The sequence below is a fragment of the Nocardia cyriacigeorgica genome, from assembly GCF_029868385.1.
Classification (GTDB): Bacteria; Actinomycetota; Actinomycetes; order Mycobacteriales; family Mycobacteriaceae; genus Nocardia; species Nocardia cyriacigeorgica_F.
In genome coordinates this window covers 86,235-104,257 of sequence record NZ_JARWNX010000031.1, presented here as the reverse complement: position 1 = coordinate 104,257, position 18,023 = coordinate 86,235, and the positions used below count along the sequence as shown (strand labels likewise).

General features: G+C 65.9%; 9 protein-coding genes. 1 reads left to right on the top strand and 8 read right to left on the bottom strand.

The genetic code is table 11. The features are described from left to right. Positions 1-6: 6 nt before the first annotated feature. The 4 genes from eccCa to QH168_RS06965 form a co-directional block, all read right to left on the bottom strand. Positions 7-3,966, bottom strand: a complete 3,960-nt coding sequence (gene eccCa, locus QH168_RS06980) for a type VII secretion protein EccCa (protein WP_280233653.1) — start codon at positions 3,964-3,966, stop codon at positions 7-9. A gap of 59 nt (positions 3,967-4,025) precedes the next feature. After that, the gene (gene eccB / locus QH168_RS06975; RefSeq protein WP_280233652.1) at positions 4,026-5,582 is read right to left on the bottom strand and encodes a type VII secretion protein EccB; all 1,557 of its coding nucleotides are present in this window, start codon (positions 5,580-5,582) and stop codon (positions 4,026-4,028) included. Positions 5,583-5,586: 4 nt separating this feature from the next. Then, entirely contained in the window at positions 5,587-7,341 is a 1,755-nt protein-coding gene (gene eccA, locus QH168_RS06970) for a type VII secretion AAA-ATPase EccA (protein ID WP_280233650.1), read from the bottom strand. A 103-nt stretch (positions 7,342-7,444) separates the two neighbouring features. Next, positions 7,445-8,425, bottom strand: a complete 981-nt coding sequence (locus tag QH168_RS06965) for a C40 family peptidase (RefSeq protein WP_280233649.1) — start codon at positions 8,423-8,425, stop codon at positions 7,445-7,447. A 185-nt stretch (positions 8,426-8,610) separates the two neighbouring features. On the opposite strand from QH168_RS06965, the gene QH168_RS06960 reads away from it, so the two are divergent. Next, complete coding sequence (locus QH168_RS06960) at positions 8,611-9,840, top strand: hypothetical protein (protein ID WP_280233648.1); 1,230 nt, start codon at positions 8,611-8,613, stop codon at positions 9,838-9,840. A 288-nt stretch (positions 9,841-10,128) separates the two neighbouring features. Here the strand turns inward: QH168_RS06960 and QH168_RS06955 are convergent, their stop codons facing one another. The 4 genes from QH168_RS06955 to QH168_RS06940 all read right to left on the bottom strand — a co-directional run bounded on the left by QH168_RS06955 (position 10,129) and on the right by QH168_RS06940 (position 18,012). Beyond that, positions 10,129-12,756, bottom strand: a complete 2,628-nt coding sequence (locus QH168_RS06955) for a hypothetical protein (protein ID WP_280233646.1) — start codon at positions 12,754-12,756, stop codon at positions 10,129-10,131. A gap of 138 nt (positions 12,757-12,894) precedes the next feature. Next, a complete protein-coding gene (locus tag QH168_RS06950) occupies positions 12,895-14,928 on the bottom strand; it encodes a type VII secretion target (protein WP_280233645.1) in 2,034 nt (677 codons plus the stop codon). A 72-nt stretch (positions 14,929-15,000) separates the two neighbouring features. Further along, the gene (locus tag QH168_RS06945; protein WP_280233644.1) at positions 15,001-17,643 is read right to left on the bottom strand and encodes a hypothetical protein; all 2,643 of its coding nucleotides are present in this window, start codon (positions 17,641-17,643) and stop codon (positions 15,001-15,003) included. Positions 17,644-17,703: 60 nt separating this feature from the next. Then, complete coding sequence (locus QH168_RS06940; RefSeq protein WP_280233642.1) at positions 17,704-18,012, bottom strand: hypothetical protein; 309 nt, start codon at positions 18,010-18,012, stop codon at positions 17,704-17,706. Positions 18,013-18,023 lie beyond the last annotated feature (11 nt).

The window sequence follows — 18,023 nt, the reverse complement described above, 5'->3', positions numbered from 1 at the left end:
CACACATCACAGCCGTGGTGTTATCCACGCCGACTGGACGAGATCACGCCGAGAAAGCATCGGCTCCACCAGGATTCCGCGGCCCGGCGGCTGCTTGGACGGGCGCACATCACCCAAGAGCACGCCGTCCTGTCGAGTGCCGTCCATGATCAAACCGGAGGAGTTGAGGTTCTTGATCTGTCCGATGACGTTGTCATACAGGGCGGTATCGGCCTGAGCGATATTGCGCGCCATGATCGCGTGCAGGCCCGTGTCACGGCCGTCCACGAGGATCTCCTTCAGCGGCTCGAGCGGATTCAGCCCACCGCGCTGCACCACCATGTGGTAGTCGTCGACGAAGACGAACACCTCGGGACCCGACCACCAGGAGCGCTCCGCGAGCTGGCGTGTGGTCACCGAGTCGGGTGGACGCCGACCACGCATCTTCGAGATCAGCGGCGGCAGCCCCTCGATCACGTCGCGTTCATTGGTCAAATGCGCGATCAGCATATCGTCGGGAACCGCACCGAGATGCCTACGGCGATAGTCGATGAGCAGCACTCGAGCCTGTGAGGCGTCGAACTGGCGGGTGATCGATTCCAGCAGCGCGGCGAGCACCGACGACTTACCAGATCCGGACGAGCCGAGCACCATGAAGTGGGTCGAGACACCGAAGTCGATCGTGGCGGCGCTCAAGTCCGATTCACGCACACCGAACGGAACAACCAGCCGTTCGGCCAGATTCGTCGGCGCGGGCCGGGACGGAATCGCATCGTAATCGAGCTGCGCGGGCAGCAGTTTCACCTCAGGTGCTCGACGCCCTGGATAGCGGCGCCCGACCTCTTCGATCGCTGCCGCGAGCCCGTCCGCTGCCGAGTCCGCTTCAGCCACACCATCAATACGCGGCAGGGCGGTGAACATGTGCAGCGCCTCGGTGGAAATACAGCGACCGGGCCGATCGGCCGGAATGGCAGCGATGACGTTGCGGTGGGTGTTGAATGTGGTGTCGGTCAGATCACCGAGTCGCATCTCGACCCGGGTCTGAATCATGTCCTTGACCGACGGCCGGATCGCGATCCAGCGGGAGCTCGAGACAACAAGGTGAATACCGAAATTCAGCCCTTGCAAGGCGAGCTGTTCCATCGTCGAGCCGTACTCGTCGAAATAGGGTCCATTGGTGGCGAACCCGATATCCCAGCCATCGATCACCAGGAAGACATCGCCGTGCGGATCCCGGTCGACCCAAGGCGGGCGGAAACCGTACTCGTTGCGCATGGTGCGGAACTTGCGGGTGGTGTCGATCCCGTACTCGGCGAACAAGCTCTGCCTGGCCTCGAGCAGATTGGTGATCAGCGCGATAGTGCGCCGGATCCGATCCTCGTCGCGGGCACCAGCGACCGACCCGACGTGCGGCAGCCCCCGCAACACCGCCAAAGCGCCACCGGAGAAGTCCAGACAGTAGAACTGGACCTGCTCGGGGGTATGGGTGAGCGCGGCGGACAGAATGAAGGTCTGCAATGCGGTCGACTTACCGGACTGCGGGCCACCCACGATCGCCATATGGCCGCCGGCGCCGGACAGGTCGGCGGACCAGAAGTCCTGGCGCTGCTGACGCGGCCGGTCGATCAATGCGACCGGAACCCGGAGTGTTCCCACTTCCGCCCCTTCGGTGAGCCGGTCGAGCGTGGGCGGAGTATTCAAGGGCGGCAGCCACATCCGGTGCGCAGGTCGACCGTTCCCAGCAAGCTGTTGCAGGACCGTTTCCATCACGGTGATCTGGTCCGCATCCGCGGCGGCGTCGGGCCGGGCCGCGGTCTGGGTCTGGGTCTGCTCGACCACCGCTGGACGTTGCTCCGACACCGGCCCGGTGGTGAAACGCTGCGGTGGCCGGTAGCCACCTCCTGGACGCCGGGCCCGGTTGCCTCCGCCCCCGGCATTCGACACAGTCGCTCGCGGCGTGTAGGAGTCACCGACATAGGTCGCCTGGAAACGCTGAAGGTCACCGGAACCGACCCGCAGATACCCCGAACCCGGCTTCTTCGGCAGGTGATACGCATCGGCGGTACCGATGGCGTCACGGGAGTCGCTGGTCTGGTTGGTGCGCAACGCGATCCGATAGGACAGATGCGCTTCGAGCTCGCCCATGCGGTTGGCGGGCACTTTCTGCGACGAGAGCAGCAGATGGATGCGCAGCGATCGACCGAGTCGTCCGATCGCGACGAACAGTTTGGAGAAGTCCGGGTAATGCTCGAGCAGTTCGGCGAACTCGTCCAGGATGATGAACAGGGTCGGCAACGGCGCCAGATCCGCGCCCTGCTCCCGTGCTCGCTCATAGTCGGCGACATTGGCGAAATTGCCCGCGTCGCGCAGAATCCGCTGACGGCGCACCATCTCGCCGTTGATCACGTCCTCCATACGGGTGACCAGGTCGGACTCTTCTTCCATATTGGTGACGACGGCGGTCACGTGCGAGAGCCGGTCGAAACCGAGGAAGGTGGCGCCACCCTTGAAGTCGACCAGCAGGAGGTTGAGGGTGTCGGGCGAGTGCGTCGCCACTGCCGAAAGCACAAGGGTTCGCAGGAATTCCGACTTTCCGGAACCGGTGGCCCCGATGCACATACCGTGCGGGCCCATACCTTCCTCGGCGGATTCCTTGATGTCGAGGTAGACGACGGCACCGGCCGGATCATGGCCGAACGGGATATTCAGCCGCGCCCGATCGCTGTCGCGCCGCACCGGCCACTGCTGCTCCGCACGGATGGCGCCCGGATCGGTGACCCCGACCATCTCCTCCCATGAGGTGCCGCCGCCCGCCTGTTCCGCGGCGACGGCCTCCACCACCGTGGACAGCCGGTAGGGCGCCACCCTGCGGGCCAGCGCCATCATCGCGGGCAACGACATCGTGTCCGCGATACCGACACGCCGGACACCCCGCGACGTCACCTCGCTGAGCGAACGATCGGAATCCACCATGAATTTCAGGGCACGCGGTAACGAATGCTCCGACGGGCCGAGCCGCAACCAGGTGCAGCCATCGATACCGGAGATATCACGCTCGTTGGCCGGTCCGCCGACATCGACGATCAGCAGATGATGTTTGCGGTCCAGCGCAGGCTCGCTGTTGGCGGAGAACGGTCCTCGATTGAGCCCGGCCAATACCTTCGCGCGCAACTCACCGACACTGCGGTACACCATGCGGGTGGCGCCGATCGCATCGGTGTCGGTGGGATGTTGTGTGTGCGGCAACCATTTCAGCCACGCCCACTCCAGCGCGTCGGGATCGGTGAGCGCCGCGGCGATCGCCATCTGATCCGGGCCGTGCAACACCGCGGCTTCGGCCACCATCGCGCGGATCAGACCGGCGACAGCGACCGGGTCGCCATCGAAACCGATCTGCGGCGCGGACAACATATTGATCGCCACCGGCATTCCGCCGACGGTCGAATACGCCTTCGCGAAGCGGGTCAGCTCGACCACACCGACGGGATCCAGATCCGAGGTCGGTGCCGCCTCCGGCACGATCACCCGCACCTGATTGGCGATGCGACCGCGTCCGATGCGAATACGCAGGAACTGCGGGCTGGCGACCTGCACCTCCCACATGCGCTTGCCGCCGACCAGACGGGCGATCTCGATCGGGCCGGGATGGGTATAGCGCAGGTAGGTGTGCAGATCGCGTTCCGCGTCGTGCACCGTCTTCCGGTTATCGGTGAGACTGCGCAGGTAGTCCTTGCGTTCTTCGTTGAGACTCGCCGCCGAAGTGCCCCCGCCGCCACCCATCTGCCCGCTCATCATGCCGAACATCGACACCATCATCATCATCGGGAAGAACAGCATCATCGGCGACATGTTCATCCCGCTGCGGAAGAGCATCACCATCATGCCCACCATTGCCGCCACCATGATCACAGGCAGAATCACCTTGAATTTGGATGGTGGTACCGGCTTGGGAAGTTCGGTAGGCGGCTGCAACCGGAGTTCGGTCACCGCAGGAGCTTTGGGGCCACGGACCATCCGGGCCGGACGGACATATCGACGGGTGGCGCTCACGACGGTTCGCCGAACCCGACACCGGTCTTGTCCGCCGGGATTCCGTCATGCAGGATGCGGGCGTCGGCTTTCGACAGGGTGGGGCCGACTGCGAATAGCGACACAATGCTCCATGGGGCTGGTACGGGCTTGCGCAGCGCCAGTGCGGACAACGTCTGCGTGGCAGCGGTGCCGCCGGCCTCACCGACATCGATGCCGTAACGCACACCGCTGTCGGAGATCCAGAACAGCGACTCACGCAGCGGTGAAGCCCGGTCCGATCCGGTGATCTGGACGAAATGGCCGGTCGTCCGGGGAAGGTAGGCGGCATTCGCGGTGGTGCCCTGCGATGACTGCGCGGTCACCAGCGGGACGGTACGGCCCTGTTCACCGGCGGGCAACGGCAACCGGTCCCCCGCCAGCAACTCGGTTGTTGCGGCGGCATCGCCGTCGGAGCGCGACCAGTGATAGCAGGTGACCCCGAAACGCTCCGGCTCCACGATCTGCACCTCACCGGCCGGATACGTCGCGGTCCCCGGCCAGGCACCGGGCCGCAGATTCGCCGCGATCACGTCCGGTCCGACTGTGCGGCGCGAGATCGCGCCCTGGGAGTCGGCATTGCGGATCATTGCGGCCAGCACCTCGCTCACCCGCACGACGCCGGACTGCGATACCACGTAGCTGGCCCCCTCCTTCTCGGCGGCCGATACGGTCAGCACCGACCCCACCGGCACCGTCAGACCGGTGGACAGGGTGGCCATCTCGCCGGCGCCCGGAATCTGCGGCACCCTGATGGGCGGAACCTCGGGAATGGCCTCGATGAGTCCCTTGGACGCGGCGACCACCGTCGCGGTCGGGTCGATGCCGAGTGCGAGCACCACGGCGGAGTCGGCAAGGTCGATGGCCGCACGCACATAACCCTGCTCCGGGTCGGCATAGATCAGCCAGGTGGTGGACGCGTCGCGCAGCAGCCTCGCCTCGGCTCCGGCGAGCTTACGAGCGGTTTGCCCGTCGACCTCGAGCGGACCGCCGATCGCGGTGGTCTGCGGTGCGGACAGTGTGACGGTGGGCAGCCCGGTCTGCGGGTTGACCGGCGACGCCGCGCCGGTACGCGTGCTGTCGCACACCGTCCAGGACGAATCCTTCTCGTTCGAGTCGATGATATTTCCCGGGGCACCGGGGATTCCGACCCACGGCCCCCGCGGATACTTCGACAACTCGCCGCCGGATACCTTCACCGGCGTTTCGGCCGAACCGATGACAAGCCGCGCCGAGGTCAGATTCAATGCGGGGTGCAGCCGCTCACCGATACGGACATACAGCGCACCGGTGTCCTTGTCGGCGACGATCTTCGAATCACCCACCACTTTGGCCGGTTTGAAGAACGCCATCACCGCGGCACCGACCACACCGACACAGGCAAGCGCGATACCGATGGTCAGCGCCGTCGACCGCCCGCGCTGCGGGTCATCGATCATCGACGCGTCACGGCGAACGAGCGCATGCTCGATCCGGTGCAGGAGAAAACGCCAGCCCGATATCTGGTGTTTGGTCACCACCCGGAAACGTGCCATCAGATCACCTGGTCGGCGCCAAACCCGCCAGCGCGGAGGTGATATCGGCGACGTCGACGGTCATCAGTTCTTCGTCGGTCATCGTCGTCACGTCCAGATTGTCGCGGGTGAACCGGTAGTCACGTTCGGCTTCCGCCGCCTCCACCACATTGCGGACGAAACGGCCGTTGCCCGCGAGGTCGATCAGGCGCCTACCATCGCGGTTCTGTTCGGCCAACTGCTCGCAACGCTGCCGCAGCACCTCCCTGGCCTGGTCGGACAGGATCGAGTCCTTCTTCTCGGCAATGTGTTCGGCGATCTGCACCAGCTCGTTCGCGCCATAGCTGGAGAAACGGACGCGTTTGGTGAAGCGGGAGGCCAGACCGTCGTTGGAGGCGAGGAACCGATCGATCTCGTCTTCGTAGCCCGCGATGATCACGACGAGCTTGTCCCGGTCGTTCTCCATCCGGGCCAGCAGGGTGTCGACCGCTTCCTTACCGAAGGCATCGCCGCCGGAGAGCCCCTCCTGGATCAGGGTGTACGCCTCATCGATGAACAGAACTCCGCCGAGCGCCGAGTCGATCAACGCGTTGGTCTTGGGCGCGGTGTGGCCCAGGTGGGTACCGACCATGTCATTACGCGAGACCTCGATCACCTCGGCGTTCTGCACGACACCGAGACCGGCGAAGATCTTCGCGATCACCCTGGCGATGGTGGTCTTACCGGTACCCGGCGGCCCGGAGAAGATCAGATGCTGCGATTTGGATTCGACCGCGAGGCCGCGCTTGGCGCGTACCTGGTCCATCAGCACACCGGATTTGAGCCGGTCCACCTGCTCCTTCACCGACGCCATCCCGATCTGGGCGTTCAGTAGTTCGGAGGCTTCGGTCAGCAGTGTCTCGCGTTCGGCCTTGGCGGCGGTAGCGGCGACCTGTACCGGATCGTCGCCGGAGCGCGCGTCCCATATGTCGGAGCGAGAAGCGATCAATTCCGGCGTGGTGATCGCGAAGCGGTAGCTCTTGTCGCGCACCGCGCGCTGCCACTCTTCGCGCTCGCCCCAGAGGCCGGAGCCCTGCAACCCGCCGAGCACCTTGTCGGCGGCCTCGGTATCGCCATTGTGCCGCAGCAGCATTCCGAGCAAGAAGTGCGCATCGGCCCAGATATAGGACAGGTTGCCCGAGGAGCTGTCCTCGACGATGCGCTGGGCGCGTGGCATCGCCTCGCCGAAACGTCCGAGATGGGCGAGGGCCGATGCGGTCATCAACTCGGCCGCGATATCGAGCAGCCCGTCCTCCAACGACGGCTGCGCGGTACGCGCGGCGATCACTTCCGTCCATCGTTCGGTCCGGTAGTACAGCGACATGCGGACGAATCCGGCCACTTCATCGCCGGGTACCTCGTCGAGGATCGCCGCGGCCTCACGCCATTCGCCGCCATCGGCGTAGAAACAGGCCTGTGCGATCGAGATCTGGTCGCGGTCGGCCATGGCGACCCGCAGGCCGTACATGCCCACTTCGACCTGACACCACAACGCGCGATCGGCCAGGCCGGCGCGCTGCTGGTCTCGATAGAGGTTGTGCACGGAGCGGTACGCACCGTAGATCACCTCGGAGGTCACCTCGCCGGCCATCGCGCGGCCCAACCAGGCATCGCACATGTCCGGATCGAGGTCGGTCGCCGTCCGGAAGGCGGCGGCCGCATGTTGTTCGTTGCGCACACCTCCGGCGACAAGCCCCAAACTCTGTACACCCGTGTAGAACGCGTCCTCGGCCGCTGACACTCGGACTTCCCTTCCGCCGACATCGCCTTCCGTGCAGGTTAGCGATTGGGACCCGCGACGCGGCCCATCTCAATCCCCAAGCTTGGGAATAGTGACGGATCGATCACATCACTCGGACTACCACCACATCGCTGGACATCTCCGACCACGTGACATGCTGCCCAAACGTCGGCGCCTCGATCACCATGCCGTTTCCCGCCGCAAGCTGAACATGCTCCGGCCCCCTGGCACTGAACGAAGACATCGGGAATACCAGGTCGCCGGGTCGCACGTCGGAGGGGTGCACGCGAACGCCGCTGTTGATCTGGTCGTAGGTGGTCCGCGGCAATTCGACCTCGCCATTGGTCGCCTGCGCGACGGCATACTGCGTCAATCCGGAACAATCGAAGCCACCGCCCGTCGGGCCGCCCGAACCTCCGCCACCCCAGACGTAGGGTGCGCCGAGCCAACCGCTGGCCGCACTCACAGCTCGGCCGCCCAGCGTGCCATCCGACGGCACGGGTTTGCCGATAGGTCGAAGCCCGTTGCGTCCGGCTCGCAGCGCCCGGCCCCCGCCGCGCCCAGCACGTTGCGTCCGGAGACCGCTACGGCCCCGCTTGCGAACCACCCGCCGCTCACGCTGCTTGGGCACCGGAGGTGGCACGATCTGCGCGGCCTGTCGTCGTGCAGAATCGAGATCGTTGTTGACCTGCTTGGTGGCGTTGGATATCGCTGTGTTCGCGGAGTCGAGCAGCGCAGGTCCGGCGAAACGCGCGTCAGCGATGCTGCTGAGCGCCCGCGCCCGCGCCTGGAATTCGGCGATCTGGGTGTCGATGGATTTACGCCCGGCCAGCGTTCCGTCCCCGGTTGTGGTCGTTGCCTTGTCGACAAATCCATCTTTGCCTTTTTGCGTCTCGACCGCCGCGGTATGCCTACCGCTGGCCTCGGCCAATCGCGCCATCATCTGGCCGCCTCGCCCGCTGTTGTCCGCGGCAACCGCCTGCGCCGCGGCCGCCGCCGCACCCTTCGCAGGTTGACCTTCGCCATACAGCCCCATCATGGACTGAAGCACACCGTCGACATCGGTTGTCAGTCCTGGCGCCATCGGACCGATCCACTCTCGCGCATCATCGACCGCCTCTCCGATCCACCCGCCATTGTTCCGGTCGCCCCGTACCAGATCTTCCCAGCTCTGGGATGCAGTCGGTATTGACAACCTTCCCAACGTCGGGAAGACAAGACAATGATGGGCGAATAGAGGGAGGCGGTGTCGACAAGATGGCGACAGATTTGGCGGACACCGGGGTCGAGCAATCGCAGGATGCGACGACCACGAGTCCTGTGCAGGCGGCCGTAGTTGCCGCACCCGCTCAGGGCACCGTACAAACGCAAGCCGAACCCTCGGTCGGCACCGTTGTCGCGCGTCCAGAAGGATCGGGGGCCGAGGTCGGCGCCATCGACAGGGATGAAGCGCAGGGCAAGGTCGTCGTTCAACCGGCCGAACCCGCGGATGACAAGCCCGCCACCGGCAAAAACGATCCGAAAGATCCCGATGCGGTCGTGCCGATTTCGGCCAAGAACCCCGGGGGTCGCCCGACCGATGGCGGCAGTGGCGACTGGATGAAACTCGTTCCGCCAGCTGGCGCCTCACAGCTGACGAAAGACCTCATCGCCGCGACCGAGAAGGCCATCCGGTTCGCCGTCGACCTCATGGGCCGTGAACACACCGTGGCACCGCCGCCCGAAGTCGCCACCTTGTTGCGCAACGTGAAGGCTGATGGCGTCGGGAACGGCCAGCTGGCCGAAACCTACACCAAAGCTCTCGGTAAAACCGAGCAGACGAAGACTTCGCTTCTCGCCATGGACAACAAGGTGAAGCAGACGTCGAAGGTCATGGCCGACGACAAGTCCAAGAACCTCGCTGCGATCAAGACAATCACGGCCCAGCTCAAAGAAGGAATGGCGCCGTATTCGCTCGTCACCGGAAAGCTCACGCGTGCGCAAGATTACGCGCTGATGCGGATGGTCGGTGACGCGTTGCGGAAGATCTGCGAGCGAATCGTCGAAGCAGCCGACCACAACTGGGACATAGCGCACGGCGGCGGCAACAACGGTGGCGGCGCCGGAGGCGGCATCCCGGGTGGTGGTGGCCAGCAGGGCGGCGGACAAGCCGGTGGTGGCGGCGGCGATGGCGGTCTCGGTGGACTGCTGTCGATGCTGCCGATGCTCGGCATGATCCCCATGTCCCTGATACCCATGCTGCCGATGCTCACCGAGTTGTTCAACGGCGAGGGCGATAAGCAGGCCGAGGACAAGAAGGCCGAAGGCGGCGGACCACCGCCACCGCCACCGGGTGAACAGAAGTCGCCCGAAGGGCAGGCCGCCGCGCCCGGCGATCCGAACAAGCCTGCCGAGGGTGCGACGGCATCCAACGACCCGAACAAGCCTACGGGCGACCCGGCCAAGCCGCAGGAGCAGAAGCCCGCGGAACCGAAGGATGCCGCTGCGGGCGCTGCCTGATTCGCCGATGAGCTGAGATACGGCAGAGCCGGTCTCTCGCGTTGCAGCGGTCTGATCATGGCTGCGTGCATCTCACTGCATATCTGTCCCAGAGATGAACGTATGGGCATCGACAAGAATCCGCCGACTTCACTATCGGCGATGAATCACCATTTTCGGTGAGGTGTCAGTCCAGCCCGAGTCGAGTTCGAATCGGCATTCGTCGGACGAGACCGACGGCGAATCACTGCCGTGGATGCTCTGGTCAGTATTCCGACCGTTCGCAACGGCTCGTCTCGGATCGACGACTCAGGTATACACCTGTGGCCGAATCGGTTTGGGTGCCGCCGGTCCCCCGGTATCCGGGGTCGCATCCACCGTGGGCGGGCCGGACGCCGTCGCATCGCCGCCTGCCTTGTCGATCCCCGTGGGATGGAAGAACCCCTGGAACTTTCCGAACGGACCGTGTCCGTCGTCGGGCGGGTTGTTCGGATCGATCTGCACGAGTTGGCCGTTGAGCATGACGTTCAGGCCGGCCTCGTTCATTACGACAAGCGCGGTCCGGTTCTCCCACTGGATCACATCACCGGTGCGCAGGCGCTGGTTCGGATCAGTGCTGTTCGGATCGACCGCCACCCACGGATTGCTCGGCGTGTGCTGTCCGGTGGTCCCGGCATAGGCCGCGCGCGCGTCGCTACCGTTGTCGTTGTAGGTCTCCTTGTTCAACGCCGAGGCGACGACCGACGAAACCTTCTGCGACGACCCATCCGGCAGCTTGGCGTCGGTCATACCGCCGGGCATGACGACCGCCGGCGGTGCACCCGGTCCGTACGAAGCGGTGGCGACCCCGGGCGCGGCATCGGCGGCCGGAGATTGAGCCGATGCCTGAGCGACCGATCCGCTCTCCTCGGCCTTGCGCTCCTCCCGCTCGGCCTTGCGCTCCTCATCCTGGCGCCGACGCTCCTCCTCGTACCGCTCCTGCTGCTGGGCTTCGGCCTTCTGCGCCATCATCATCTGCGCAGCTTGGCCGATGACCTGCGGCAACATCGACACCATCATCATCAGCGGCATCCCGAGATTCATCCCGCCGCCGCCCTGCTGCTGGCCGGGTTGCTGCTGCTGCCCGTTGCCGCCCGGCTGCGATCCGGGTTGCTGCTGACCGCCGGGGGTCTGCTGTCCACCAGATCCGCCACCTGGTGTGCCCGTACCCGTACCACCCCCGCTACCTGACCCGTCACCCGCGTCGCCGCCGCTGCCTGCTCCGCCGCCGGTCGCGGACTTCTCGAGGTCATTGGCGAGATCGTTGAAGAACTTGGCCAGCTTCGGATCGGTAGCACCGGGGCCCGTCGCACCGCCGGGAGTATCGGAGCCGAGCGGCAGGTCCTTGTAGGTATTGCTCCAGTCCTGGTTTGGAGTCGGGCCTGTCGGGGTCGGGCCGGTCGCCGTAGGACCGGGCCCCGTCGGGGTCGGGCCGGTATCCGTCGGCCCCTGAGGCGTCTTCGTCCCGTCGTCCTTGGTCTTACCGTCATCCTTCGGCGTACCTTTGCCCGGATCCTTATCGGGCTTGTTCTGCTCGACGGCTTCGGTGACCTCATTGATCTTCTTGGAGATATCGTTGGAGGTGCTGCGGACCGCCTCCAGGAGCTTCTGCTCCAGCTCTTTGCTCAGCTCGAAAGAGGTGACGTTGCCATCCTTGTCGTACTCCCTCTGAACCTTTCCCGCTTTGTATTCCTCCAGGGTTTCATGAATCGAACTCGCCCCCATCGGGGCCTGCATTATATTGGAGAGCCGTTCATGCCTGTCAATGATGTACTTGCGCGAGTCCTCTATCTGGGACGCGAGATCTTCGGTTTTCACCTTGACCTCGTCGATCTTCTTGTCCAGTGCACGGTTGAGGGACTTGATCCGCTCATGTAGACCGTAGTATTTGTCCACCATCTCCGAGGAGAATTTACCGGTCGGCAGACCAGCATTTTTCAACGCCTCCTCGGGATCCGGCGCACCAGAGGGCTTGCCCGAGCCGAGATTGTCCACCTGAAGCTGCATAATTCGGCGCATAGCTTCGACGGTGTCATAGAATATCGGTCTACCGCCGGGCGGGACCGGAAAGTCGATCGGAATGAAGTGCTTCTTCTGATCACCCAGATAGTAAGCTACGCCGAGTATGGTCTTCTTGTCTGCACCCAACGCGACGATGGTGCCGTCGTCGTTGATCCGATAATATTTGACCTTGTCGGCGACGTCTTTGTCGAAGCGGAACGCCTGGGACCAGACAGCGTCACCGTCGTCCCCTTTGGCCATGTTATGGCCACCGAGAACATCGATCGAATCTTTGTCGAACCGCGCGCCCGTCATATCTCCGGGGCGGATCGTTCCCGACTGGAGAACCTTTTGCCCCAGATCGTTGTCCGCGAATATCAGGTTCCCGTTTTTATCGAATCGCAGCGAATATCGCTCGTTATCCGATATCAGTTCCTGACCGGGCTTGAGGGTACTACCGACCTCTATCGTGTTCGATTTATCGCCGAGTCCCGTCCCGGAATCCAGCTTGATATCCTTCTCGGCGGGCGCGTCGAACTTCGGATCTACCGCCCCATTGATCGGCGCCGTACCGTCCAGCTTGTTCTTATTATCGCCGGAGGCGTTTCCCTCTCCGCCCTTCTTCTCCGAATTATCGCCCGACGCCCCGCCGCCATCGCCCTCCTTCGGGACTTTCACAGCGACAGGGTAGCTGCCATTGGGATTTTGGACGTGCGTATCCCCGGTGCCCCCTGATGATTCTGATTTCTCGGGAGACGGTTTCGGTTCCTCTTTTTTTTCGGGCTCCGGTTGCGATGCGAGAAACTCCTCCACACCGTTCTTCCGCTTATCCGGTGGGAGGATTCCGCTGTTGAGGTATTGCTGCTCCCGGTAGTCATCCAGCGGATACTCGGCCATCAGCGCGCCCGATCCCGCCCAGCCGAAGCGCCGCGGCGCCCGCTAACCATCGATTCGGCTAAAGACATCTTCACTCCTGTCGAGCGCAGCCGTACGGCCGAGGTGGGCCAGTGGCCACGATCAGAACTCGAAGGACGCTCAGACACCATCCTGGTCGCTCCTCGAAGGCGGTGGCGCGACCGGAGGCGGCCCGGCCACAGCCCCCGGAGGCGGCCCGGACACACCTGCCGGCGGTCCAGCGGAAACGCCCGGCGCCGATACCGTTCCGGTCGAGGTGGCCGGACGGGCAACGCGCCCGGTATCGGCGGTGGACACGGTCGACACCGTCGACGGAGCCTCCACGAACAACGGATGCTCGACGATCTGCTCATGCGCGTAGACGGCGTCGCGCAGACCTTGACGGGTCGGCTCCCCCTCCAGCAGCAGCACCAGCTCATTGCAACGGCGCTCGAACACCATGTCGCGCAGGGCAGAATCGGAATCGTCGACCCGCAGATCCCCGAGTCCGACCCGGCCCGGGTCGACACGGCGCGACAGCATGGATGCCGCGAGCAGATCGTCGGCGTCACGCAGGTCGTCCCACCATGGGGCGGGTACTTGTTGTCCCGCCTGCACCAGAGCCAGGATCCGCTCCCGTACACCGCGGACTTCCATCGCTTCGACCGGTGGCGCCGACCTGCCCACCTTCAGATGTGCGTCGACAGCGAGTTCGATGCAGCGGCCGGGAACCTGGCTGTCCGGCACCTCGGCAACATGTTCGAGGGCTCCGAGCGTGCCGAACAGCCCGAGGCGATCGGCGGTGTCGGGGGTGAATTCGCGCAGGTCCAGGTCATAGGACGGACCGACGAGACCTTGGGTCGGCACGTCACCGAGCTGGGCGCGCAGGCCGGGGTCGATCGGACCGGAGGAGACGAGTGCGGACAGTTTCGCATTGACCTTCTGGCCCCACGCCATTCCGAATTCGACCAGCACCCGGGCCGGATCGGTAACGCCTTCCCACGGCGACCCGGTGCGCTCGTCGGTCCCGAGCAGCTCATCCCATATCCACGGCGAGGACACTTCGCGCGGCAGGAACATTCCGGCCGGCATCCAGCCGCGTCCTTCGTTGGTGGTGATGAACACTCCGGCACCGGCCGGACCGCGCATCACCGAGACCGCCCAGGACAGGCCGATCACCGATGAATCGGCGGCAGCGAGCACTGCCTGCAACAGGGTCCGCGCGATCACCAGATCCTCGTCGACCTGATCGCCCACCACATGGGCCGGTTCGGCCGCCTTGTCCTTGGCGGCGGCGACCGCGGCGGCGAATGGTGTCGGCATGGGCATCGCCATCGGCGAAGCGTCGGAGCGTCCGGCGGCCTGTGACGGTGGCGCAGTGGCCGCGCGGTCGTCCATCGCACCCGCGACAGGACCGACACCAGCCCCGGGCATCGCGGTGACGGGCGGGACGGCGCCGCTGGGCGAACCCGCCGCCGCGCCGGTGGGCGCGGTAGACGGCGTGGTCGCGGAATTCGCCGACGAATCGGTCGAAGCCGCAGCCGGGATGTGCGGTGCGGTACCGGTGGTCGGCGTCTGGGCGCCGGTGCCCGCTCCATCCGGTGCACCGGTTCCGGGCATCCCCGGTGTCGGTGTCGCTGTCGCGTCGTCTGCGGTCGGCTGGTCGGGGGCCGTTCCACCCGGGAGCGACTGATCCGGCGGCGGAGTGGTTCCCGTGCCGTCCGGGTCGGGCCGCACGTCCTCCGGCCTCGGCGCATCCGGCCGCTGACCATCGGAAGGTGCGTCGGGCGCCGTGCCACCCGCGGACGGGGGCGGCGACGACGGCGCGGGCTGCGTGCCCCCGCCACCGGTCGGACTTTCGACTTCTTCGCCGCCACGCCGAATTGCTCCGGCGTTTTCTTCATCGTTGAGTTCGTAATTGTCCGCGGACGCGCGCAAGTTCCGCGCGGTCCTGTCGTGATCATCGGCGAGAGCGTTGCCCGCGTCTTCCCTGGCCTGATAGTACTCCTTCAAGGCCGTGTACACCGGGTCAGCGATGGCACCGTAGGTGCGCGGGAAGGCCGCGAGCCAATCCGTGGGCTGCTTGGCCCATTGGCGAGTGTCGCGCGCGACCTGCTCATGCTGGGCCGCGAGTTGACGCAAAACCGCGGGGTCGAGATCCAGCTTTTCCGGCACGCTCGATCACTCCTTCCACACCACCGACCGTTTCATTCTCCGGGCTTCCCGTCGCTGGGAATTCGATGTCGCTCAGGACATCCGGGGCGCGGTGACGGACGGCCGCCGAACTGGACGGACGGTACCCGCGGCGGGCTCGGTGAGCGCCGGATGTCCGGCGATCTGGGCATGTGCGTACATCGCGTCGCGCAGCCGTTGCCGGGTCGGTTCACCGTTGAGCAGCAGCACCAGCTCGTCGCACCGTCGCTCGAACACCATGGCCCGCAACACCGATGTCTGCGCACCCGGTTGCTCCGAACGCAACTCCCCCAATGCGACCCGCGTCGCATCGAAGCGGTGCGACACCATCGAGACCGACAGCAGATCGTCAAGGTCGCGCAGCTCGCTCCATGATTGCTCCGGTATGTCCCCACCCTGGCGGATCGCGGGCAGGATGCGCTCGCGCAGAGCGGCCACCCCGAGTGAATCACCGCCGCTCAGGCCGGCCCGCGCGAGACGTTGATGTGCGTCGATCGCGAGATCGACACAACGCGAGTGGATCTCGTCGTCGGGTGTCTCGGCGACCCGGGCCAGCATACGAGGTGATCCGGCCAACTCCAGCCGATCGATCAGACGCGGGCCGGGTGCGCTCAGATTCATCGCGGGCGAGGGCTCCACCGAGCCGATGGTCGCGACCTCACCCAACTGGGCGCGGAGCATCGCGTCGATCGGCAGCGACGACGCGAGAGCGGTCAAGTGCGCGCCCGATTTGCGGCCCCAGGCGAGCGCGAACTCCGCCAGCACCCGCGCCGGGTCGGAGATGCCCTCCCACCCGGAACCCTCCGATACCGACCACACCCATGGTGTGGACAGTTCCCGCGGCACGAACACTCCGGCCGGTATCCACCCCCTGCCTTCGTTGGAGGTCAGGAACGCGCTCACCCCTCCGGAGTGCCGCATGACCGCCACCGCCGATTCGGTCCCGGTCACCTGCGGCGCGGCCGCGAGCACACCGGCCAGCAGGGTCCGTGCGAGCACCAGGCCACCGTCGACCTTCTCACCGAGCACGAACGAGGGCCCCGCGGCAGCAGCCATCGCGGCCCCGACGACATGGCGGACGACGTCCTCGGGCTGCGTCGCATCACCGGGAACAGGCTCCGGCTGCGGATTCACCCGGTTCGCCTGCTGGGGCGCACCGGGTGGAGCAGCCCCGCCGCCGCCCGGTGCCGATGTGCTCTGCGGTGGTTGCGTACCCACCACGGGCGCCTTCGCGGGTGCGGTCGGTGGTGTAGGTGGCGCCGCCGACGGCGAAGACGCCGGTGCCGCGGGCCCGATGCTCGGCCCACTCGACTTCGTCGTCACCGCCGGTGGTGATCCGGGCGCGTTGGCGGAGACCGGCGGTGAGGCACCCATCGGCATCATCGGCGGAGGCATCCCGGCCATCGCATCGGCTTGCACCGCCGCATCCGGTCCCGAGTTGTTCGCACCTGCCCCTTCTTTCGAAGCAGCGCGCACAGCCGCATCCATCAGCGGGTCGGTGGCTCCCGGCGCGGAGTCCGCTGGTGCGGGGTCGTCGACGCCAGGGCGTCCGGATTCGGCGTCTGTCCGTTGCGATTCCGCTCCGCGGTGTGCACCCGCGCCCGTCAGATGACCCGCGCCGCGGTCCGACCGGTCGGTGTCATCGCCATCGCCCGAGTCGGTGTCGCTCACACCGCTCGAACCGACGTCGACGCCGGCAGCGCCCCTGGTTGTCTCGGCCGGCACACTCCCCCACGGTGTCGGCAGAGCACCCGCTCCGCCGCGCGCGGGCGGCACGGCACCAGCACCCATGTCGGGGGCGAGTGGACCGTTGTCACGAGTTTCCCGCGGACCGGGCGCTGGCTGCGACTCCGTCGCTTCCGGCTCACCCGGCACGGCCGAATCGGGGTCTGTCGGACCGCCGACACCGTCGGTGGGAGTCTGCGCATCAGGTGGCGGTGAAGTCGAATCCACCATCTCGTCCGGCACCACGATCGGTTCGAACCGATCGTCCGGTGACACCGGTGCGGGCCGCGGCGCGGGGGTATCCGGGCCGACCGGGTCACGAGATGGCGTGCCCTCGGGCTGGCCACGGCCACCACCCTCGGCGGATGGCTGCGCGGGCCGATGTCCCGGCGGTTCGGGCCGGGAACGGGACCGGCCCGGCTCCCATGGGCCCGGTTGCCGGAGCACCTGAGAGATCACCGCAAGCGACGGCAGACCGGTCGGACTGATCGAAGCGTGCGCCGCCGCGACCACATCACGGACATCCGCGCGCGCCCCACCAAGCACGTTCGAGATCGTGTCAGCTGTGTCCTGTGGTGCCGATTCCTCTGCGGCACGGGCTTCTTCGGCGCGCCGCTGTATGACGGCGATCCGCGCCGTGGCATCGTCGACGATGTCCAGGATCCGGTTGCGGGTGCGATAGACCAGCCCTCCGAAGTCCCGGAAGACCTCGGATGCGGCGATCAGCGCGTCCGCGAACGCCTGCGGTACGCCCTGCTGAGCCAGCATCTCGTCTTTGATCGGCTGCAATCGTCCGCTGGAGCGGACCGCTTGATCGAAGGCCAGGCGAGCCTTCGCGGCATCACCGGTGTTCAGCGCGGCGGCAGCGGAACGCGCGCGGGTCTCCAGAGCATGCCATGCCGCCGGAGAGATCGCAGGCCAGTCATCGGCGACGATCGCGTCCCAATAGGGGCTGGTTCGCTCCGGCTCCATTCCGTTCCACTCTCCGCATCAGGCCGGACATCGTCACCGGGCATGTTCGTGCCGAAACGCTCAGATCGCCTGGTGCTTACGTATGTCAGCACTACCGAAGATATCGGCCACATCGTGGGCGTTGGTTCCGTCGCGCGTCTCCTGGATAGCGTGGTTCACGCGGGCCAGGCACGTCGTGACAGCGTTGCCGAATGTCATGGCGATCCAGTCGCGTTCACCGACAAGCGCGTGATCGAGCGACGACGCGGGGCCGCACGGCAGCGTCATGCCGCGCACCGCGGCGCTCGTAGTGCCCGCACTCGTGGTGATGGCGCGGACGTATTCGCCCGCCGGGCGCAGGACTTCTGGCGTGTCATCCCTGTCCAGCATGGTGGCTCCTG